The following is a 19,571-nucleotide window of genomic DNA, read 5'->3' as shown; positions in this document are numbered from 1 at the left end:
GATGGTTCAATTTTCGAGGCATCTAGCTTTGTCCAGTGCAAAACGTATACTACTGATAATTCCCGGTGGAATTGCGGCCTATAAGACCCCAGATTTGATTCGCCGGCTTCAAGAAAGCGGTTGCACTGTTACATGTGTGCTTACTCAGGGCGGCTCAGAATTCGTGACACCGCTTTCATTATCAGCATTGTCAGGGCAAAAAGTATACGATGGCTTGTTTTCACTTACAGACGAGCTGGAGATGGGACATATACGACTTTCCCGTGAGGCAGACTTGTTGTTAGTGGCGCCTGCTACCGCTAATTTTATTGCAAAAATGGCAGTCGGTATAGCTGATGATTTGGCGACTACTGCAATTTTAGCGACAAACAAGCCGGTTATGATAGCTCCAGCCATGAATGTGCGCATGTGGGATCATGAAGCGACACGTGCTAATTTGAAAACACTCCTAAGGCGTGGGGTGTTTCAAGTTGGGCCAAATGTAGGCTCAATGGCTTGTGGTGAGTTTGGGGAAGGTCGCATGGCTAACATTGATGAAATAGTGGGAGAGGTCGGGTCTGTATTGGGTAAAGGTAATGTTAATTTGCCTCTAGAGGGCCGTCGGGCACTAGTGACCAGTGGGCCAACGCATGAGCCAATTGATCCAGTACGCTACATTGCCAATCATTCATCAGGAAAACAAGGGCATGCTATAGCGAGTGCATTAGCTCTTCTTGGGGCAAAAACTACTCTGATATGCGGTCCGGTGGCGCTAGCGGACCCGGTGGGTGTTGAAACTGTGCATGTAAAATCAGCTGTTGAGATGCTTAAGGCATGTGAGTCAGCACTTCCGGTTGACATTGCTATATGTGCGGCCGCTGTTGCGGACTGGGGGATTGCAAAGCAGGCCGATCATAAGATCAAAAAGTCTGACGAAGATAAGCAGGTTATTACTCTTAAAAAAAATCCTGATATTTTAGCTGCGCTTGCCAAGCGTGACGACAATAAGCGTCCAGCGCTAGTGGTTGGTTTCGCTGCCGAAACCGAGGATGTTGTGGAAAATGCCATTGATAAGCGTACCCGAAAAGGTTGTGATTGGATGCTGGCTAACGATGTCTCTGAATCTAAGGGAATATTTGGTGGTGAAGATAATGAGTTGCATTTTGTGCAGGCTGATTCCGTTGAGAACTGGGTGCGCATGAGCAAAGTAGCTGCGGCCCGAACCATTGCAGATCGCGTCGCCACATTCTTTAAAGCAGTATGAACGCGATAACAGTTCCCATAAAGCGGTTTCCAAATGGACTGGGATTACCGCTGCCCGAATATGCTACTTCCGGCAGTGCAGGGGTAGATCTGATGGCCGCAATTGATTCACCGCTAGAACTTTTTCCTGGTTCACGTATCTTAATACCTACTGGACTTGCTATAGCTCTGCCACATGGTTACGAGGCCCAGGTGCGCCCGCGTTCAGGACTAGCGCATAAAAACGGGGTAACCGTTCTTAATGCGCCAGGAACGATTGACGCTGATTACCGTGGTGAAATAAGTGTTATATTAATAAACCACGGCGATAAGGCCCTTTTAATCGAATATGGTATGCGCATTGCCCAGATGATAATTGCACCTGTAAACCAAGTTTCTTGGAATGAGACAACTGATTTGCCCAGTACGGCTCGTGGCGAACGTGGGTTTGGTTCGACCGGCATTCGGAGCTAAATCACTGAAAGTAAATCGTAAATTGATGTTTGCGATAGAAGCGGTCCTAAATAATGCATACAAGACGTCAGACCGGCCAGACAACGAAGTGAAATAGCAAATAGACAGGGTATACCGTGCCATTATCTCGAACTGGTTCTGCAGTATTTGGTCCGTGCTGTGATATTGCGGGGCGTACGAGGGCCGCGAGGAGGTTATCGTTTGGCTCGTGAGTGGAGAAGATTTTTGAGGGGAAATAGCAAGAATAATTGCTGACCTCGATGTTGGCCTTTTAGAGGCCCCAGTTCAATCAGATATTGGTCTTAGCGTTCTCGTCCCAATTTGGCAGGAAATTCAGGAGGACTATTTTAAAAAGCTTGATGCCCTAAGCATTGAAGATTTGTGTTCTCAAGCCCGTTCGGCCGGAATTCATCAATCTCAAACGGCAACTATTGATTTTGCCATCTAGGACTAAATTTTTCATGGGAAAAACGGCCTTTGCTGGATATGGTTTAGAGTGTGAGAACAAATGCGTGTAAACTTTTGAAGCATAATAAACGCAGATGTGTGTCGAACAAAAAATCATCGTCCGTCTTTGAGGCCGGCTGTTGTATCAACGACCTTAACTTTGATTCTGTTGGAGCAACACCCTTGGTAAGGCTTTCACGTATTACCTAGGAAAAAGGTCTTGGTTCGGGCCTGTTGGCGAAACTCGAGTTTTCAACCCAATGGGTTCCGTAAAAGGTCGTATAGGTATTGCAATGCTCTCGGCACCTAAATCTGATGGCCGATTCAACTCGGAAAGCATATTTGTGAGCCAACGTCAGGTGATGCTGGAATAGCGCTTGTTTTTGCAGCCGCAAGAAAAGGCTACCGTTTAATTTTAACGATGCCTGCGTCGCAATCAGTGGCACGTAGAAAAATGTTAAATTTTTTGGGGACAGAACTTGAATTGACTCCCGCCAAAGAAGGCATGACGGGAGCGATTCGTCGTGCTGAAGAAATCATAGAAAATAATTCAAATGCAATAATGCCTCAACAATTTCATAACGAAGCTAACACCACTATTCACGCTCGTACAACAGCCGAAGAGATATGGACAGATACTGATGGGTTAGTAGATGTGATTGTATCAAGCGTAGGCACTGGAGGCACATTGACTGGGTGCGGGCGTTTATTGAAAGCTTGTAACCCAGAAATAAAGATTATCGCTGTTGAACCGGAAAATAGTGCTGTGCTCTCGGGTGGAGCGCCAGGTAGTCACAGAATTGACGGTATAGGGACTGGATTTGTACCTCCGATTCTTGACCAATCCCTAATTGATGAGGTTATAACTATTGCGAGTGAGTCTGCTTTTATTTCTGCAAGACAAGTCGCTCGGCTTGGAGGACTTCCTGCTGGGATTTCTCCAGGAGCTGCTTTAGCGGCGGCTATTGAAATATGCGGGAGAGCTGAAATGATAAAAAAACGAGTTGTTGTGATAGTACCTTCATTTGCAAAACGTTATCTCTCAACACAACTATTTGATGAGCTATAACCTGTGGTAACGATTCTCAATAAATCCCAAGAAAAGCGTTACGCAAGACATACCGCTCTTGCCGAGGTTGGGGTACAAGGGCAAGAGAAGCTTTTGACTTCTCGGGTTCTTATTGTGGGAGCCGGTGGCCTGGGGTCTCCAGTGCTGCTTTACCTCGCTGCAGCCGGGGTTGGAACGATAGGCGTGATTGATTTTGATAAAGTTGAATTAAGTAATCTGCAACGACAGATAATCCATCGTGAAGAGGGTGTAGGCACGGCCAAGGTGATGAGTGCTCGAGAAGCAATTTTTGAGCTTAATCCAGAGGTTGCTGTTGAGACCTACCGAATGAGATTGACAAACAATAATGCAAGCGACCTGATAAATAACTTTGATTTAGTTGTTGACGGTTCGGATAATTTTACCACACGTTATTTATTGAATGACGCATGTTTCTTTTCCAAAAAAACCCTTGTTTCTGCTGCATTGCTTCGTTTTGAAGGACAGTTATCCACTTTTAAACCCTTTGTTCCAGGTGATAAAAACCCTTGTTATCGTTGTTTGTTTCCAAGTCCGCCTGCACCTGGAACTGTGCCGCGCTGCGAGCAAGCCGGGATTTTCGGGGCTGTTGCCGGAGTTATGGGATCCTTGCAGGCGACTGAAGTCATAAAAGAACTTCTTGGAATAGGTGAAGGGTTGTCTGGCAAATTAGTCCTTTACAACGGGCTGGATGGGCGGTTTACCAAACTTAAAGTTATGCGTGAGGATGGCTGCAAACTGTGTGGGTCTTCACCTACCATAGGTGCGTTGGGTGTGTGATAACACCAACTGTCAGGGTAAAATGCTCCTCAAGTGTGAAGTTATAGGTCCGATTCTACCGTTTCCGATGGTCTGCCCATCAACCTTTAGCAACGGTCGTACCCCTAAGCAATTAGTGAGGAAACCTTCACTTGCCTGACCAAGGATATCTACCGGTAGTTTCTTTTCTTCTGCTCCGAATTTGGCGAGGATCTCGCCACGCATTATTCCAGGTAGAGCGCCGTCAGTGACAGGAGGAGTGAAGATTCGATTGCCAACCACCAGGAAAAGATTGGCTATTGTCGCCTCCGCTAAACGTTTTTGAGTATTAAGCAATAAAGCTTCATTGGCTCCATAGCTCTCTGCCTCTTGGCGGGCAATGATATTACCGAGATAGCTAAGCGTTTTGCATCGCGAAAGAGTAGATAATTCATCCCTTCGAAATCTGGTAGAGATGATCGCGTTTGTCTCACTTTTGTAAGGGGGCACTGGGTTAACTGTTATTGCCAAAGATGGTGTATTTTGGGAGGGAGGTAAAAGACCACGTTGGCAAGTACCTCGACTAACAGTGAGGCGCAGAACTCCATCGTCTAGTTTATTTGCGTCTAATACTAGAGCGAAGGCAGAGGATAACTCTTCATTATTTATACCTATTTGCAAGTCAATTAATTCCGCTCCTTGTCGAAGTCTCTGTAGATGAGCAGAGAGGCGCAGTGGGACTTTATCTCGAGCTAAAACAGTCTCAAACAATCCATCGCCAAGCATGAACGCTCTGTCATCCACTGCAATAACTTTGTCCTCAGTGTCAAAAATTTCACCATTAAACCAAAATTTCACAACTCGCTATGATCCTCCGGATCTAAACATCTCAGTAGAGCGCGCACTTTATGAAGAGTTTCATCATATTCCAGTTTGGGGGAGGAGTCTGCTACTATGCCCCCTCCAGCCTGAGCTATGACAGAGTTCTTTTCAACAATTAATGTACGTATTACGATACTCGAATCCATGGCTCCATTATAGCCAAACCAACCGATGGCACCGCAATAAGGCCCCCGTCGTGTGGCCTCAAGCTCATTAATAATTTCCATAGCACGAATTTTAGGCGCGCCTGTGACCGACCCTCCAGGAAAACATGCTTTCATAAGGGAAATAGAATTTTCACACTTTTTCAATTTACCGGTAACCGTCGATACTAGGTGGTGCATCTCAGCAAAACTTTTAAGTTTGAATAATGACGGTGTCATCACCGACCCAATCTCGCAGACCTTAGAAAGATCGTTTCTAAGCAAATCCACAATCATGAGGTTTTCGGCCATGTCTTTTTCACTTAATTTTAGATCGGTTGCTAGCCGTTGATCCTCTTCGAGGTTTGCTCCTCTTGGGCGTGATCCTTTGATTGGTTCAGTTACAACTGAGCCGTCAGCTTTGAGCTGTAAAAATCTTTCTGGTGATGCCGATAAGACAGCTCTTCCTTGGCCGCAGTTAATGAATGCTGCAAAGGGAGCAGGGTTTCTGGCTCGGAGTATAAGATATAACTCAAAAGCTGAGATTCCGGGGGGTCGAGAAATACAAAACCGTTGCGTTAGATTTGTTTGAAAAATGTCACCCGCTTTTATGTATTCAATAGCCGCCTCAATTTTAGCGTTGTATTCAGTCTTGACAAAATCGGGTTCCCATTTTCCACATGGCGCCATTGGCACTGGTAAGCTTTTTGGTCCATTGGCAATCCCCTTTGCAAAGGTGGATGCTCGCCAAGCCGTATAACTGGCACTTTTCCCGGGAGTTGGGGTAGCAATCACCCAAGCTTTTTTAGCTTTGGTGTCAAAAGCTGCCACAAGATGATATGCTCCAACAATCATTTCTGGAAGGTTTGTTCCGTCTGCCGGAGGGGGGGGGATACGTTCGAGATGCCTACCCATTTCATATCCCAAATATCCCATAATTCCCGTTTGAAATGGTGGTAAATTCTCGATCGGGTCTAGAGTTATATTGTTTAATCGATCATTGATTCGGTCCCACGGGTTGTCTGAACCGTTTATTATGGCCACCTCTAGCGCTTCTGGAGCTGGCGCAAAATAGGCGTAGCGACCTAAGCCTTCCGGCGAATCAAGGAAGATAGAATGTGGACTGGCCGCAAAAGGAGAAAAGGCAACCACAGGCTCGCGATACGGAATTTCAATTGTTAATGGTTTTATACTCATTATTTGGGTCTTTGCTAGTTGAGCGGCGCGAACATTGCAGTATGCAAATATATTACATGCTATACAGACAATAGCTTTTCTATGGGTGTGTCGTATTTTGGGTTGTTGAAGATGATTTTAAAAAGCTTTTTTTATATTTTTCTTGTTAGTTCTATAGTTATTTCTAGTCCAATTGAGGTGTCCGCACAAAAAGCCAAGAAAGGCAAACTCGTTCAGCGCTTTGCTTCGATACGTGCAAATGACGTGAATGTTCGGGCAGGGCCAGGAGTTCGCTATCCCGTAAAATGGAAGTTTGTTCAGCGTCATGCACCGATAGAAGTCATTGCACAATATGATACATGGAGGAAGATACGTGATTGGGAAGGTGGTGAAGGATGGGTCCACCGTGCTATGCTCGAATACAAAAGAAGTTTAATACTCACCGGAGTTCAAAAAACCATGCGCCGCCGGCCAAGCGATAGTGCTCCCGCAATCGCTAGACTTTCAACCAAGATGATTGTTCTCGTTAAAAGATGCGATTTAGATTGGTGTTATGTTTCGGCTCATGACCATGAAGGCTGGATTCGCCGAAAAGGCCTCTGGGGTCTATATCCAAAAGAAACCATACGGTAGTTTGTATTGCTTTCTGTCCAGTGGAATATTGATGAGTCTAGGACATGTCTTCAAGGTCGTATTTGAGATCCGATATTTCATTTCGATCTAGAAACAATTGTATTCTTTGAAAGAATTATAATGGCACGCAAAAGCAAAAAAAGCCGATCTGTTAGTAAAAAAAAACGGTGGCGATATAAGCTCTATATAACGCAGTTTTTATTTTGGAGCACAGCAGCTGTATTAGGAGGTCTTCTTTTTGCGGCTTTGAGCCTGCCAAATATTACGAATTTGGAGAAAGCTTCCTATAGGAAGGCAGAAGTCAGAATTTTAGCTGTTGATGGAAGCCCTATTTTTCAGTTCGGCAACCGGCATGGAAAACCGGTCCTTTTGAGAAATCTGCCAATCACAGTGCCCAATGCTCTATTGGCGACTGAAGACAGGCGCTTTTACAAACATCTGGGTATTGACCTTATCGGCATTCTCAGGGCACTGGGCCGAAACATAAATGCAGGTCGTATCCTTCAGGGTGGTAGTACCATCACTCAACAATTGGCGAAGAACTTATTTTTGACACAGGAGCGTACGCTATCGCGAAAAATCCGCGAGATATTATTAGCTTTCTGGCTCGAATATCATTTTACTAAAGACGAGATACTCACACTTTACCTTAATCGAGCTTACTTCGGAGCTGGTCTTTATGGTGTGGATGCCGCGGCCAGACATTACTTTGGCAAATCATCGAGTAAGCTAGGGCTTTACGAATCGGCGGTATTAGTGGGGCTTTTGAAGGCGCCGAGTCGTTATAATCCTACTGTATACCCCAAACGTGCGGCCGAGCGTGCTAATCAGATTTTAAGAAACATGGCTGCCGTCGGTTGGTTGTCGGAGCAAGCAGCGCACAGTCAATTTCGTCAATCGGTGGCTACTATTAATAAGAGGGTACCACGTTCCGGGACCCGTTATTTTGCAGATTGGGTTTTGCGTCAGGCAGAGGGTTTTTTGGGCGGTTTCGACAATGATGTTATAATTCATACAACACTCGACCCGACGTTGCAGAGGGCAGCGGAAAAACATACTTCTGCTGTTATGAGTTTTGCGAAAGAGAAAAGAGCGGGTCAAGTAGCAGTCCTGACTCTATCACCTAATGGCGCTATTCGCCTTATGGTGGGCGGGAGCAATTACGACTTCAGTCAATTTAATCGCGCGACTCAAGCCCGGAGACAGCCGGGTTCTGCATTTAAACTATTTGTCTACCTTGCTGCCGTGGAAAGTGGGATGGATCCGGATCAGCGTGTTAAAGACATGCCAATTGCAGTGCAGGGTTGGAAACCGCGTAATTATAACCGTCGGCATTTGGGGCCTATGACCTTGCGTGAGGGTGTTGCGCGTTCTTCCAACGCTATTGCGGTAGCGTTAGCGGAGAAGATTGGTCGTGACAAAGTTGTTCAAGTGGCGCGGCGGCTTGGTGTTGCCAGTAAGCTTGGGTCTAAACCATCACTAGCCCTTGGGGTTTATGAAATAAGGCTATCCGAATTAGTTGCTTCTTATGCAACATTTGCAAATGCTGGGCGTGCAGTTGAGCCATTCGGCATTGAAAGGATAAGCACACCTGATGGTCGCAATATATATAGTCGCTCAAGCGGTATATCGACTCAAGTAGTGGCCGATCGAGATGTCATTGTCATGAATGATCTATTGCACGCTGCTTTGGATTGGGGCACGGGAAAAGCAGCACGTATCAAGCCGCCCGCTGCTGGGAAAACCGGAACTACTCAGGGCTATCGCGATGCTTGGTTCATTGGATATACAGGTCACTATGTTACAGGTGTTTGGATGGGCAATGACAATGGCCAACCAACTAAAGGTCTGACCGGTGGCTCACTGCCGGCACAACTCTGGAAAATGATAATGGAGGATGCGCACCGAGACCTACCATACCGCCGATTACCTGGTGTTATTGGAAAAGATTAATAAACTAAAGTTATTTTCCATAGCGGTGCAGCTGAAGGCCTTCGTGCTTGAGCCAAATACGCCCGCCGTCTGTATGGTTTGTAAGAGACCTAACAACATTCCAAAACGCGCGAGAATGATTGTGCTCGACCAAATGAGCCACTTCATGAGCGACAACATAGTCAAGAACAAAACTTGGCGCCATAATGAGGCGCCAACTAAAGGCTAAATTACCGTTGGAGGAGCAACTCCCCCATCGCCCTTTTTGGTCTCGTATGGAAATGCGTCCTGCCTTGCAACTAATTTTCAATGATTTGTTTGTCACCAATTGACCTATCTCGCAGCGAGCTTGGCTTTTTAGCCAGTCTGTTAGCCGTCGCCGAAAATGTTCTTGCCTACCAAATACTATCAATCGATCCCCGTCAAATTTGATTAAACCGCGTGTGTTTCCACCATGCCTGACAATCAGTGGTTTGCCTCGGAAAGGAATCGTCACACCATCATGAAAGGGCACAAAACGGGGAAGACGTGCGATTTGCTCATTCAGCCATTCTTTATTTTTATTGGCAAATTCTAGTCCCTCTTCTTCTGAAATATTCGGTGGTAGCACGAGAACTCCTCGTCGGATTGTGCCATCAATTCTAAGTGATATGCGCTTTGCGTTTACCGCATGACGGATGATTACAGAGCTTTCGTAATCTTTCTGTGCAATAATTTTATCTGTCATCTTGATTTATGGGATCTGCTGCTTTTACAAGCCATTTTTCTATGTGATCTTTAATGTCCTCGACGTCATTCTCACAAATACCTTTTCCGCGTACAGATATTCCTGCCGTATGAACCGTTTCGGGATCGCCTGATACTAAGGGATGCCACCAGAAAAGCTCCTTGCCCTCGTCCAGCAATCGGTAGGCGCAGGTGTTTGGCAACCATTCGAGTTTCTGAATATTATGGTGATTAAGATTTATGCAGTCTGGTACACTTTCTTGACGTCGACAGTAATCAGAACACTTACAAGTCTCAAGATCGAGTTGGTGGCAGGAAACGTTAGTAAATGCAATATCACCGGTATCTACGTCTTGTATTTTATGTAGGCAACAGGATCCACACCCGTCGCAAATGGCTTCCCATTCTGCCACCGACATATTGGATAATTTCTTACGTTTCCAGAAGGGAGCCATTTTTCTAGGCCTCATCTACGAGATGAATGAATGAGCCTGCGACGTTATTTGAGATCAGGCCTGAAGACTCCAGGGGTTTTTGGGCGGAGTCGGTGCAAGAAAATAATTTTCCTATGTCTGGATCAAGTGTTGTCGCGGTGGAGTAATGAAATTCGTGTCCCCGGAACCTTTTTCCCACAGAACCGAACGGGGTGTCTGAGCAGCTCTTTACCTCGCGGTAACCTAGATGTAACTTTGGGTTTGCAAAACTACTCTCGAGTGGCAAAAGACCAGTCATGTGGTGGCCTTTACCACATCTGTCAATTATGCTTTTTCCGAGCACCATAAAGCCGCCACATTCGCCATAAACAAAAGCTTTTGATGCTGCGGATCGAAGTCCTGCATGAAAATCTCCATTACTGGCAAGTTGTTCTGCATACAACTCGGGGTATCCACCAGGCAAGTAGATCGCATCTGCATGGCTCGACGGCTTTTCATTGGCAAGAGGTGAAAAGAACGAGAGCTCGGCATTTTGATTTCGCCAATCCTGTAAAAGCGCGTCGTATAAAAATGCAAATGCTGCGTCCCTTGCAACTGCGATATGTTGCCCGATTGGAGCTAGGGCAGACTTTTTCTCGCGCATTTCGATCCTTGTCTCTTGAGCGAGACTGGCAAGAGTTCCTAGATCAATGCTGTTTGCTATAAGTTCACTTGCTGCGGACAGAAACTCTAACATCTGACCCGTTTCGGACGCATGAATTAGACCCAAATGCCGTTCCGCTAGTTGCATGCTAACAGTCTTTGGCACAAAACCTAAAATTGGGATGCTTGGGAGGGTTTCTTTCATTGCATTAGATATAGATTGGCGATGTTTTGTGCTGCCGACACGATTGAATATCACTCCACATAAGTCGAAATCATCCCGATGGTTTGCGAAACCTCTTATCACTGCCGCTGCAGAAGCTGCCTGCCCTTTTACATCTACAACTAAAATCACAGGCCAACCCGTTGTTGCTGAAAGATCAGCGGTGGAATTCTTGCCATTGCACGTGCCATCAAATAATCCCATCACGCCCTCGCAAATTATGAGTGGCGCTGCTTTGGAGAGGCTGAAACAATGCCCTGCAATGGTCTCCAACCTCATTGCCCACAGGTCTAGGTTTAGGCATGGCATGTCAGCCGCAGCAGCTAGATAGCTTGGATCTATGTAATCAGGTCCAATTTTTGCCGGAGCTACAACATAGCCATTATTTTTCAATGCACGAATTAGTCCAAGCGTTATAATCGTTTTACCGTTGCCGCTTGCAGGTGCGGCGATTATTAGGCCAGAAGATTTTTTTTTCATGGCCTATTTTAACATCTAACTACGCTTTTGGGAGTGCAAAAGAATGTCGAGTAAAATGACGAAACTTGACAGCAACAGTTTTGCTTATGATTGGATACCTTTTTTTCTTATACACCGAGGTCGATCTTGCGCATCAAAATTAGGTTACTTTCGGCCAAATTTCTGGAACTTGAGTGTTGTCTCAGCTTTAAGTTTGGCGATGATCATATGTGGTACATTTACAATTTCTTTGTCTCAAGCCCAAGCGCAAATGGGAATAAAATTACAGAAAGTAGGCTTAAGTCCTCTGTTTGGAGCGGCGCAGCAAGGAGATTGGCAGTCTGTGGACTATCTCTTGAAATCGGGCGCCAACCCGAATGTAAAGTTTTCGGAAGACGGGCGCACCCCCTTAATGATGGCAACTATCGGACGACATTTTGATATTGTTGAAACCTTAATAAAGTTTGGTGCGCGGCCCGATATCATGGATGACTTTGGCCGAACAGCTTTAAGCTGGGCGGCCGAACTCGGAGAGTATGAAATTGCGCAACTTCTATTGGGTGTACAAGCCAGTCCTGACCGCCAGAATAAAGAGGGCGTGACACCATTGATGATGGCGGTCAAAGAAAGTCACATACAAATAGTCCAACTCCTACTTGAAAATAATGCAGATTTATCGATACGTGATTATACCGGACGTAGCCCCCTAGACTGGGCCCAAATGCAGCGTAATCAAGAAATAATAAGAGTGTTGAGCCAGATCGGATCAAGCAATTGACCCTAGGCAGAGGATTTATTGAGTTCTATTTTTAGTGCCTCCAAAAGGTCGGTTAAATGAGCTAAGTTTTCTTCGTCAACAATGCCGAGTTGACCCGCAACCAAGATGAAGTATTCCAGTCGGCAGGTAAGACCCATGGCTTTTGAAATCGATTTTTTCAATGCGCAATCGTTTTTTTGGCCGCATCCCTCAGCTAAAATAGCTGGTATTTCCAATGCTGTGGCGCAAATTGCGGCACCCAAAGTAAACTGATTGTCAGCGGGGAATGACTGGCTAATATCGTATATCTCAATTAGCAGGTCATGTGCGGTATGAAGGGCATCAAGGTCGCGAAAATCCATTTTTCCCAACGTTTTTTGAAATATCTAGAACAGAAGTCTAAATGTACAACCTATAACTGCATATGCCAGTCATTTTTTGAAGTGGTCTGAAACACCCAAAATCCATGCTTCTTCATTTTCTATTTTTGTTCTATCCCCTCTGTTTAAACCTGAAAGCCCACCAAAAAACGAATCAATCTGATTATTAACATCCGCGATAGCTAAGGCTTGTGCTGCAGAGGTCACTTGTGCGGCATCTTTTGGTTTTCCCTTGATTGGGTGAAGAGGAAAGATTGATGGATAGATCTCTGCCATAATAATTTGAGCAGAAGGCTCGATCTGTAGACCCGTTTCAAATGGCCAAATACGTGTTTTCCTTGCGAGGTGAGGATCAAAGCGTAACGACCACACTGCAGGTATTCCAGTAAGTGCTTGACTGCCTGCCGAACCCACCCCTGCCAATTTCCATACAGGCTGAGCACTCGGGACAAGTTGTTCAACTAAACGTCGTTCTGCGACGTCATTTTGTTCATGTGGGCGGCGGCCGCGGCGTAGGAGATATTTTCGCTTTTCATCCCGTACATTTCCCCAGAATGGAAAAGCTTCGCCGGTGATCTGTTGATTAAGATACTCTGCGAGGTCAAACCGATTATTTTGGTTGTTCTGGTTGTCCGAAAGGCCTTCGAATAGAAGTTGCCATATGTTCCTCCATTGCGGTCCCTGCATACCAAGAGCTGAGGCAGTTCCAGCGGGATAACCGAATGGAAAGTCAAATCCAACAAGAATTCGATTGCCAGCTTGGGAGGAGGAGTAAAGATGGCCTCTGAGCCATTCTGTAGCTGCTGATCGGGTTGGTATATTGTGAAGTTTACTTTTCTGCGGTGCTTCTGGGCGCCATATTAATGCACAGATCCAAATGCTGTTTGGCCCGGTCTGAGGTGAACTAGCAGAACTCCAATCAACTGTGATATATTCATCAAAATGCATTTGGGTGTAAGTTCTGTTCAAAACGCTTTTAAAAGCAAATTCTGAATGAAACGTATAATCATTAATGAAGCTCTGGGCTACTGATGTCTTTTCGGATCGTACTTTTCTCTTAGCGCTGGCGTTGCTATTAGATGCGTTTTTAGGCGACCCGCGTTTAATATTTCGGATTATACCGCATCCAATATCACTTCTGGGTAATGTGATAGAATTTGGTGAGCGCAAACTTAATCATAATAGTTTAGGCGACTTGGCACGTTTGGCACGGGGAGCTTTACTGACGGTAGTGATTGCAATCATTGTAATAATCATGGGCTGGGGCCTGCAAATATTTATAGCTCTGTATAACCTTTGGGCTTTGGAATTAATATTAATTGCCTTTCTATTGGCTCAGCGAAGCTTATACGACCACGTTCGTTCGGTAAGTATAGAACTTGAAAAAAATGGGATAGAGGCAGGCCGCAGAACAGTTGCTCATATCGTTGGGCGTAATACAGCGGGTCTTGATAAAGGTGGCGTATCAAGGGCTGCTATAGAGTCGTTGTCAGAAAATTTTGCCGACGGTGTAGTAGCTCCCGCTTTGTGGTACCTGATCTTCGGGCTTCCAGGTCTCTTTTTCTGCAAGGCGGTCAATACTATGGACAGTATGATTGGCTATCGCAATGAGCGATACAATATGTTTGGTCGAGTAGCAGCGAGACTGGACGATGTAGTAATGTGGATCCCTGCGCGTTTTGCAGCGCTTCTCATTATCGTTGCAGCGTGTGTGTTCCCGAGGAGTAAACCCCTGCGGGCTGTTCGTTTTATTCTGAACGATGCATCGAAACATCCCTCCGTCAACGCCGGCTGGCCTGAGGCCGCGATGGCAGGAGCACTTAACTACGCACTCGGGGGCCCACGTGTTTACAAAGGTGGTTTGCAGGAGGGTGTGTGGATCGGGAATGGTAGGTTTGAATTATTACCTGTTGATATAAAACAGTCTCTTAATTTGTTTGTTGCTGCGTGTTGCTTAAATGGCCTCTTCGTATTGGCGCTTTGGCTGGTTCTAGATTAGGGGTGGTCAGCGTAAATTGCGTAGTGACGAGCGCAAAGCATTAGCCTGGACATTCTGGTATCGACCCTTAAGAGCTATTTCTTCTGCTGTTGCCTTCTCGCTTCCATAATAGGATTTATTTTTTGATTGTCGTGGATGAATTATTGCTCCTTCAACGCTAGCGCCTACAAATGCACCCTGATTTATGGAAAACGAATATATGTCTGCGCTTAAGTTTGTGGTGGTGGCGGCCCCAGCACCAACGCCTACTGGCCCAGCTGCTACACTGAGATCACCGCCAAGTTTAACCTCATTCTGAAGTATCGAAGCCAAGCCATTATCTGACATTATTAGCAACAAAATTTCTTGAGACTGGCCACCAAACTGTAACCCAAAACTCGCTGAACCCATGGTAAAAAAAGCAGGGTACCCCCAATTTTGATTAGAGTCCTTAGCCATTAAAATACCATTTCCTCCCTCCGCTCCAACAAAGAATGCTCCTTTTAAAACATTAGGAAAAATCATTACCGCCCTAGCGCGCTGAATGATATTGCGGATGTCTTGTCCAATATTCTCATCCTTCGCCATTCGTTGAATTGTGAAATGTGCTCTTGAGACCAGCTGGTCTTCCTCCATGCCAGCTAATGAGGTTTGAGGCAGTGGGAAAATAAACGCTATTGTAATGGCTACTATTGGGACGATGGCTTTCATGTGAATAAACTCCTTCGGTAAGATTACCTGACTATTTGATTAGAGCCAGATTTTTAAATCGTTTCTAGCACCTCAATGAAATAAAACGGGAAGATTTTGCGAAGAAACGTGCAATACTGCTGGTTGCAATTTTTCTGTTTAAACTGCCACATCTTGTAGGTGTTATCTTTAAGTCTAAAGAAATCATTCAAAATTTAGATGGATGTTTTTGTTTTTTCAGTAGGCCTTAAGCTAGCGTGTACCACATTCATGATCGCTGCTTTTATATCACATGGGGATCAAAGACTTTATTTTTACACGTATATTAAATAGACGGATCGAAGTTTATCATTTCAATGCTCCAAACTCCTGTATTTGACTTTCTATCAGCAATATGGGCAAGCCGAGTAAGACTGCAGTTTGCGGCCGTTATTGATAAAGCTCTTTCTGGACCAAGCCCTAGGGCAATGGCTATGGCCGCTCGTATTGTCCCGCCATGTGACACACAGATAATATCACTTCCCGCATAATTAGTTGTTATGTTTGTAATCGCGGGCGCAACCCTGGCCACTACATCTGCAAAGCTCTCGCCCTTTGGCGCCCTTTCGAAGGCAGGCGCTATCCAAAAGTTATGCATCTTATTATTGAAAGTATCGCCAAGTTGGTCTCGTTGTTTTCCTTGCCAAAGGCCGAAATGTTGCTCACGAAGAGCCGGTTCTTCAATAGCCTTTGACAGATTGGCTCCCTCCCGCACTATCGCCTCAGCAGTTAAAACCGTGCGTTTAAGGTCTGATGTCACAAGAACGGCTTCAGATGGTAATATTTCTGCTAAACGCTTAAAGGATTTTGTATCTGACACATCGGCATCTAGGTCCATTTGGCCATACACTATGTTGCTTGGATTAAAGACTGGCGCATGTCTAATCCACCACCACCGTGTAACAATTGTCTCCATATAACCCCCAAAAAATTTAAAGGGTGGCTGCTAATAAAATAGCAGTCTCTAGGATTTGCTGTTGTGCACCCAATACGTCGCCGGTATGTCCGCCTAAACGTTTTACTGCGAGATATCCTAACCCACCCGCTAACAAACTGCCTACAATGAGTCCATTAATGCTTGTATTAAAGCCAATCATTGTGAATGCTATGCATATACTAATTATGCCTCCAACGATAACATCTTGAGTACTTGGGCTTCCCGCTTCAACAGCTCGACCCGTTTCTGAGGCAACAGGAAAGGCTCTCATTGCTATTGGTAAAAACCCTCGCGAGGCACTTGCAGCCGCAACGATTGCTAGTGCCGCCGCCAGCTCACCCCCGACACTCAATAGATTAGAAATCGCAGCTGCCTTAAGACTTATCACTGTAACAATTGCAATTACGCCAAAAGCACCAGTTTTACTGTCACGCATTATTGCGATTCTCTTTTGCGGACTCACACCGCCCCACATTCCATCAGCACAGTCGGCAAGCCCATCTTCATGTAAACCGCCACTAACGGCACACATTACTGCAACGGCGAGAAGTGCTGCCGCATATGATGGAAGGTTGGAAGCTAGAGAGGCAGTTACGCCCCCTGCTGCACCTATAATACAACCTACAAGTGAAAACGCCCACGCTGACTCGGCCAACGGTCTTTGCCCCGTATCGCTATCAATCGGTATGGGCAGGCGAGTGAAAAACTGTGTAGCTAGTAGTAGATCGCCAATACGTCGGTCGAGTTGAATTGCCTTTCTGAAGTTTTGGCGCGTTTTGTCTCTACTCTTCGAGGATGTGTCGTTTTCTTTAAGATCAAGGGGAACATTTGTTTTGGCATCATTTTCTTGTGAGTCTTGTTGTTTGGTCATGATAAACACATATGTAAGATCAAAGTTAATTAAGTATGTCAGCCTTTACCCCAAATGCACAGATTTTGTTAGATTTTACAATGAGTGAAGCCTCCGCCAACAGTTTTCAAGAAATGCGTGATATTATGAAGCGGTTTCCCGGCCCGGATGATGAAGCCATGGAACGTGGAAAGGATCACGAGGCAATTTTGACCAAACCGTTTGGGGCTTTGGGGCACTTGGAAACCCTAAACCAATGGTTCTGTGCGTGGCAGGGCCGCCACCCCCCCTGTCTTGAAAGACCACGAGTCGCTGTTTTTGCCGGGAACCATGGTGTAACACAGCACCACATTTCAGCTTTCCCTGCTGATGTAACCCAACAAATGGTGGCAAATTTTCGATCTGGTGGTGCAGCGGTTAACCAGCTTTGTAAGTGTTATGATGCCGAGCTTCGTGTTTATGAGATGGCGTTAGATCATTTCACAAATGATTTTACTGAGTCGCCAGCCCTTTCTGAATCTGCATGTGCGGGTGCGATGGCTTACGGTATGATGGCGGTCGAGGATGGAGTTGATGTTATATGTGTTGGTGAGATGGGAATCGGTAATACGACGAGTGCAGCCGCGCTATCGTGTGCCTTGTTTGGGGGAGCCCCTCAAGATTGGACCGGGACTGGTACAGGGATCGATAAAAGGGCTCTTGAGCGCAAGGTTGCGGTGATCAGGAAGGGACTGGCTCTTCATCGTTCACATCTCGACGACCCTTTGGAGTGCTTGCGTCGGCTAGGGGGGCACGAATTAGCGGCAATCGCAGGTGCAGTCATCGCAGCTCGCATTGCAAGGGTCCCAGTAATATTAGATGGTTATGTTGCGACGGCGGCGGCAGCCGTATTGCACAAGATCGACAGCACTGCATTGGATCATTGTATTATAGGGCACCTATCGGCTGAGCCGGCCCATTCCATGCTCCTTGATGTGCTTGGCAAAGCACCCCTATTAGACCTAAATATGCGTCTTGGCGAAGCTTCGGGTGCGGTTATGGCTCTTGCAATTCTGAAGGGCGCGGTAGCTTGCCACATTGGCATGGCAAGTTTTAAGGAGGCAAACATACATGAAAAACTTTAGTTTTTTTCATTCTCCAATCTGTAACAAACGCCCCTCTCGTCTCGCTGCGTTAAAGTTGTAGAGAAAAACTATGCTTGATATGAGGAGGTAGACTAGATTTAGGGCACAAGCATTAAAAAGAAGCGTGTTGTCGAAGTAATCCTGAGCTAATACTGCGCGCATCCCCTCAAAAACGTGTGCAGGAGGAAGTATCCATGCAATCCACTGAAGCCAATTTGGTAGTATTGAAACGGGATAGTAAATCGCACTGACAGGCGCTATCAAAAATATTAGTGCCCATGCCAGGCTCTCGGCTCCAACCCCAAAGCGCAGAAGTAAAGAGGTTACTAACAAACCGATCACCCAGCCAAAAATGAGCAGGTTCGTAAAAAATGCAATAAGTGGAAAACCTAGGCTAAAGATTGAAAAATGATAGAGCGGGATCGCTAGCATTATCGCCGGGCCTACCCCTATTAAAACCCTGATCAAGCTGATTCCCATCAATGCCAGAATAAACTCATACGGTCGAAGTGGTGTAACGAAAATATGGCCTAAATTACGAGACCATAGTTCTTCCAAAAACGAAATTGAGAAGCCTAACTGGCCACGAAATAGAACATCCCATAACAAAACGGCTCCTATTAGAATACCTGCTGCTTCTGCTAGTACAGATGACTGGGTGAGAAAGAATTGCGAGATAAAACCCCAGAGTACAAGCTGTATGCTTGGCCAGTATGCTAGTTCTAAAAGACGCGGCAACGAGCCCTTTATCAGATAAACGTACCTCAACACTAACCCGCGAATGCGTTTAAACGAGTGTTTTATATTTTTAGATATTTCTTGCATTATTTCATTCCCTTTGGGGGAGCTTTGCGAGCAACGGCTAGAAAAACCTCCTCCAAACTATCGCGACCATATGCCTCAATAAGTTCAGAGGGTGTACCAGCGTCAGTTATACGGCCTCCCTGCATCATGAGAACTTGGTCACATAATCTCTCAACTTCTTGCATGTTGTGAGTTGCGAGCATTATGGACGCACCGGTCCGCTCACGGTAATCGCAAAGATAGTGTCGTATCCAGTCTGCACTATCGGGGTCCAAGCTAGCGGTGGGCTCATCCAGCAAAAGCAGTTCGGGATTGTTTAATAATGATTTCGCTAGCATCACACGCGTTCGCTGACCAGCTGACAAAGTTCTATACTTTCTGTGGAGTAAATCATTAAGCTGCAAGTCGTCTGCCAAAACGCTTAAGCGTTCTTTTTCGTTTGCGATACCGTAAAGCTGGGCATAAACTTTTAGGTTTTGATAAACACTTAACCGTTGGGGGAGGTCGACGTAGGGTGAAGAAAAGTTCATACGTGAAAGTGCAGAATAGCGGCTTTTGAGTATATCAATGCCAAATATTGATATTTCACCTGACGAGGGCACCAACAAGCCCAACAGCATTGCTATAGTGGTTGTTTTTCCAGCGCCATTGGCTCCCAGTAGCGCGATTATCGAATTTTTCTTTACATCAAAAGAGATGTTATCGACAGCACGAACGTCACCAAACTTTTTCGAAAGCTTCAAGACTGATATGATGATTTTTTCTGTCATAATTTGCCTAATATGGTCGGCCTAC

22 protein-coding genes are annotated in these 19,571 nt (G+C 45.6%); 10 read left to right on the top strand and 12 right to left on the bottom strand.

From position 1 onward, the window contains the following. The first annotated feature begins 28 nt into the window (after positions 1–28). From coaBC to moeB, 5 genes are all read left to right on the top strand, one after another. Positions 29–1,243, top strand: a complete 1,215-nt coding sequence (gene coaBC / locus VX941_04350) for a bifunctional phosphopantothenoylcysteine decarboxylase/phosphopantothenate--cysteine ligase CoaBC (protein MEE2932636.1) — start codon at positions 29–31, stop codon at positions 1,241–1,243. Next, positions 1,240–1,695: a dUTP diphosphatase gene (dut, locus tag VX941_04345; protein ID MEE2932635.1), complete on the top strand. Its 456-nt coding sequence runs from the start codon at positions 1,240–1,242 to the stop codon at positions 1,693–1,695. The genes coaBC and dut overlap by 4 nt, the downstream gene beginning before the upstream one ends. A gap of 147 nt (positions 1,696–1,842) precedes the next feature. Beyond that, complete coding sequence (locus VX941_04340) at positions 1,843–1,950, top strand: hypothetical protein (GenBank protein MEE2932634.1); 108 nt, start codon at positions 1,843–1,845, stop codon at positions 1,948–1,950. Between the two features lie 514 nt (positions 1,951–2,464). After that, complete coding sequence (locus VX941_04335; GenBank protein MEE2932633.1) at positions 2,465–3,211, top strand: pyridoxal-phosphate dependent enzyme; 747 nt, start codon at positions 2,465–2,467, stop codon at positions 3,209–3,211. A 12-nt stretch (positions 3,212–3,223) separates the two neighbouring features. Beyond that, positions 3,224–4,009, top strand: coding sequence for a molybdopterin-synthase adenylyltransferase MoeB (moeB, locus tag VX941_04330; protein ID MEE2932632.1), 786 nt, complete (start codon positions 3,224–3,226; stop codon positions 4,007–4,009). A gap of 12 nt (positions 4,010–4,021) precedes the next feature. Here the strand turns inward: moeB and VX941_04325 are convergent, their stop codons facing one another. Next, the gene (locus tag VX941_04325; GenBank protein MEE2932631.1) at positions 4,022–4,825 is read right to left on the bottom strand and encodes an aminotransferase class IV; all 804 of its coding nucleotides are present in this window, start codon (positions 4,823–4,825) and stop codon (positions 4,022–4,024) included. Beyond that, complete coding sequence (gene pabB / locus VX941_04320; protein ID MEE2932630.1) at positions 4,822–6,189, bottom strand: aminodeoxychorismate synthase component I; 1,368 nt, start codon at positions 6,187–6,189, stop codon at positions 4,822–4,824. The genes VX941_04325 and pabB overlap by 4 nt, the downstream gene beginning before the upstream one ends. Before the next feature lie 111 nt (positions 6,190–6,300). On the opposite strand from pabB, the gene VX941_04315 reads away from it, so the two are divergent. Both VX941_04315 and VX941_04310 read left to right on the top strand, forming a co-directional pair. Further along, positions 6,301–6,801: an SH3 domain-containing protein gene (locus VX941_04315; GenBank protein MEE2932629.1), complete on the top strand. Its 501-nt coding sequence runs from the start codon at positions 6,301–6,303 to the stop codon at positions 6,799–6,801. 120 nt (positions 6,802–6,921) lie between these two features. Then, a complete protein-coding gene (locus VX941_04310) occupies positions 6,922–8,754 on the top strand; it encodes a PBP1A family penicillin-binding protein (protein ID MEE2932628.1) in 1,833 nt (610 codons plus the stop codon). 10 nt (positions 8,755–8,764) lie between these two features. Here the strand turns inward: VX941_04310 and VX941_04305 are convergent, their stop codons facing one another. Genes VX941_04305 through VX941_04295 form a run of 3 tightly spaced genes read right to left on the bottom strand, consistent with a single transcriptional unit; the run spans position 8,765 to position 11,238 of the window. Beyond that, entirely contained in the window at positions 8,765–9,460 is a 696-nt protein-coding gene (locus VX941_04305) for a SprT family zinc-dependent metalloprotease (GenBank protein ID MEE2932627.1), read from the bottom strand. After that, positions 9,450–9,914 carry a YcgN family cysteine cluster protein gene (locus VX941_04300; protein MEE2932626.1) on the bottom strand — a complete coding sequence of 155 codons (465 nt, stop codon included), beginning with the start codon at positions 9,912–9,914 and terminating at the stop codon, positions 9,450–9,452. Before VX941_04300 ends, VX941_04305 begins: the two co-directional genes overlap by 11 nt. A gap of 4 nt (positions 9,915–9,918) precedes the next feature. After that, a complete protein-coding gene (locus VX941_04295) occupies positions 9,919–11,238 on the bottom strand; it encodes a cobyrinate a,c-diamide synthase (protein ID MEE2932625.1) in 1,320 nt (439 codons plus the stop codon). 43 nt (positions 11,239–11,281) lie between these two features. On the opposite strand from VX941_04295, the gene VX941_04290 reads away from it, so the two are divergent. Then, entirely contained in the window at positions 11,282–11,995 is a 714-nt protein-coding gene (locus VX941_04290) for an ankyrin repeat domain-containing protein (protein MEE2932624.1), read from the top strand. Positions 11,996–11,997: 2 nt separating this feature from the next. Here VX941_04290 and VX941_04285 read toward each other — a convergent pair whose 3' ends face one another. Beyond that, entirely contained in the window at positions 11,998–12,336 is a 339-nt protein-coding gene (locus VX941_04285; protein MEE2932623.1) for a four helix bundle protein, read from the bottom strand. Between the two features lie 69 nt (positions 12,337–12,405). After that, positions 12,406–13,302, bottom strand: coding sequence for a hypothetical protein (locus tag VX941_04280; protein ID MEE2932622.1), 897 nt, complete (start codon positions 13,300–13,302; stop codon positions 12,406–12,408). Between the two features lie 64 nt (positions 13,303–13,366). On the opposite strand from VX941_04280, the gene cbiB reads away from it, so the two are divergent. Beyond that, positions 13,367–14,353 (top strand): adenosylcobinamide-phosphate synthase CbiB, encoded by a 987-nt coding sequence (cbiB, locus tag VX941_04275; protein ID MEE2932621.1) that lies wholly within the window; start codon positions 13,367–13,369, stop codon positions 14,351–14,353. Positions 14,354–14,359: 6 nt separating this feature from the next. Here the strand turns inward: cbiB and VX941_04270 are convergent, their stop codons facing one another. The 3 genes from VX941_04270 to cobS form a co-directional block, all read right to left on the bottom strand. After that, entirely contained in the window at positions 14,360–15,043 is a 684-nt protein-coding gene (locus tag VX941_04270; protein MEE2932620.1) for a lipid-binding SYLF domain-containing protein, read from the bottom strand. 304 nt (positions 15,044–15,347) lie between these two features. Beyond that, positions 15,348–15,977, bottom strand: coding sequence for a histidine phosphatase family protein (locus VX941_04265; GenBank protein MEE2932619.1), 630 nt, complete (start codon positions 15,975–15,977; stop codon positions 15,348–15,350). A gap of 16 nt (positions 15,978–15,993) precedes the next feature. Further along, a complete protein-coding gene (gene cobS / locus VX941_04260; protein MEE2932618.1) occupies positions 15,994–16,869 on the bottom strand; it encodes an adenosylcobinamide-GDP ribazoletransferase in 876 nt (291 codons plus the stop codon). A gap of 80 nt (positions 16,870–16,949) precedes the next feature. Here cobS and cobT point away from each other — a divergent pair, with 80 nt between their 5' ends. Further along, positions 16,950–17,972: a nicotinate-nucleotide--dimethylbenzimidazole phosphoribosyltransferase gene (cobT, locus tag VX941_04255; protein ID MEE2932617.1), complete on the top strand. Its 1,023-nt coding sequence runs from the start codon at positions 16,950–16,952 to the stop codon at positions 17,970–17,972. A gap of 6 nt (positions 17,973–17,978) precedes the next feature. Here cobT and VX941_04250 read toward each other — a convergent pair whose 3' ends face one another. Next, positions 17,979–18,797 carry an ABC transporter permease gene (locus VX941_04250; protein ID MEE2932616.1) on the bottom strand — a complete coding sequence of 273 codons (819 nt, stop codon included), beginning with the start codon at positions 18,795–18,797 and terminating at the stop codon, positions 17,979–17,981. Then, positions 18,797–19,546, bottom strand: a complete 750-nt coding sequence (locus tag VX941_04245; protein ID MEE2932615.1) for an ABC transporter ATP-binding protein — start codon at positions 19,544–19,546, stop codon at positions 18,797–18,799. Before VX941_04245 ends, VX941_04250 begins: the two co-directional genes overlap by 1 nt. Positions 19,547–19,571: the final 25 nt, after the last annotated feature.

This window comes from Pseudomonadota bacterium (assembly GCA_036339585.1).
Classification (GTDB): domain Bacteria; phylum Pseudomonadota; class Alphaproteobacteria; order UBA8366; family UBA8366; genus UBA8366.
The sequence above is the reverse complement of the archived record's forward strand: the minus strand, read 5'-3'. Positions and strand labels throughout refer to the sequence as shown.

Excerpts from the sequence above, each read along its gene's own strand:
- VX941_04305 (MEE2932627.1), bottom strand. The coding sequence starts at position 9,460 with ATGACAGATAAAATTATTGCACAGAAAGATTACGAAAGCTCTGTAATC.
- VX941_04245 (MEE2932615.1), bottom strand. The coding sequence starts at position 19,546 with ATGACAGAAAAAATCATCATATCAGTCTTGAAGCTTTCGAAAAAGTTT.
- VX941_04280 (MEE2932622.1), bottom strand. The coding sequence starts at position 13,302 with ATGCATTTTGATGAATATATCACAGTTGATTGGAGTTCTGCTAGTTCA.
- VX941_04270 (MEE2932620.1), bottom strand. The coding sequence starts at position 15,043 with ATGAAAGCCATCGTCCCAATAGTAGCCATTACAATAGCGTTTATTTTC.
- cbiB (MEE2932621.1), top strand. The coding sequence starts at position 13,367 with ATGAAGCTCTGGGCTACTGATGTCTTTTCGGATCGTACTTTTCTCTTA.
- cobS (MEE2932618.1), bottom strand. The coding sequence starts at position 16,869 with ATGACCAAACAACAAGACTCACAAGAAAATGATGCCAAAACAAATGTT.
- dut (MEE2932635.1), top strand. The coding sequence starts at position 1,240 with ATGAACGCGATAACAGTTCCCATAAAGCGGTTTCCAAATGGACTGGGA.
- VX941_04285 (MEE2932623.1), bottom strand. The coding sequence starts at position 12,336 with ATGGATTTTCGCGACCTTGATGCCCTTCATACCGCACATGACCTGCTA.
- cobT (MEE2932617.1), top strand. The coding sequence starts at position 16,950 with ATGAGTGAAGCCTCCGCCAACAGTTTTCAAGAAATGCGTGATATTATG.
- VX941_04310 (MEE2932628.1), top strand. The coding sequence starts at position 6,922 with ATGGCACGCAAAAGCAAAAAAAGCCGATCTGTTAGTAAAAAAAAACGG.
- VX941_04290 (MEE2932624.1), top strand. The coding sequence starts at position 11,282 with ATGTCGAGTAAAATGACGAAACTTGACAGCAACAGTTTTGCTTATGAT.
- VX941_04250 (MEE2932616.1), bottom strand. The coding sequence starts at position 18,797 with ATGCAAGAAATATCTAAAAATATAAAACACTCGTTTAAACGCATTCGC.
- VX941_04295 (MEE2932625.1), bottom strand. The coding sequence starts at position 11,238 with ATGAAAAAAAAATCTTCTGGCCTAATAATCGCCGCACCTGCAAGCGGC.
- pabB (MEE2932630.1), bottom strand. The coding sequence starts at position 6,189 with ATGAGTATAAAACCATTAACAATTGAAATTCCGTATCGCGAGCCTGTG.
- VX941_04300 (MEE2932626.1), bottom strand. The coding sequence starts at position 9,914 with ATGGCTCCCTTCTGGAAACGTAAGAAATTATCCAATATGTCGGTGGCA.
- VX941_04315 (MEE2932629.1), top strand. The coding sequence starts at position 6,301 with ATGATTTTAAAAAGCTTTTTTTATATTTTTCTTGTTAGTTCTATAGTT.
- VX941_04265 (MEE2932619.1), bottom strand. The coding sequence starts at position 15,977 with ATGGAGACAATTGTTACACGGTGGTGGTGGATTAGACATGCGCCAGTC.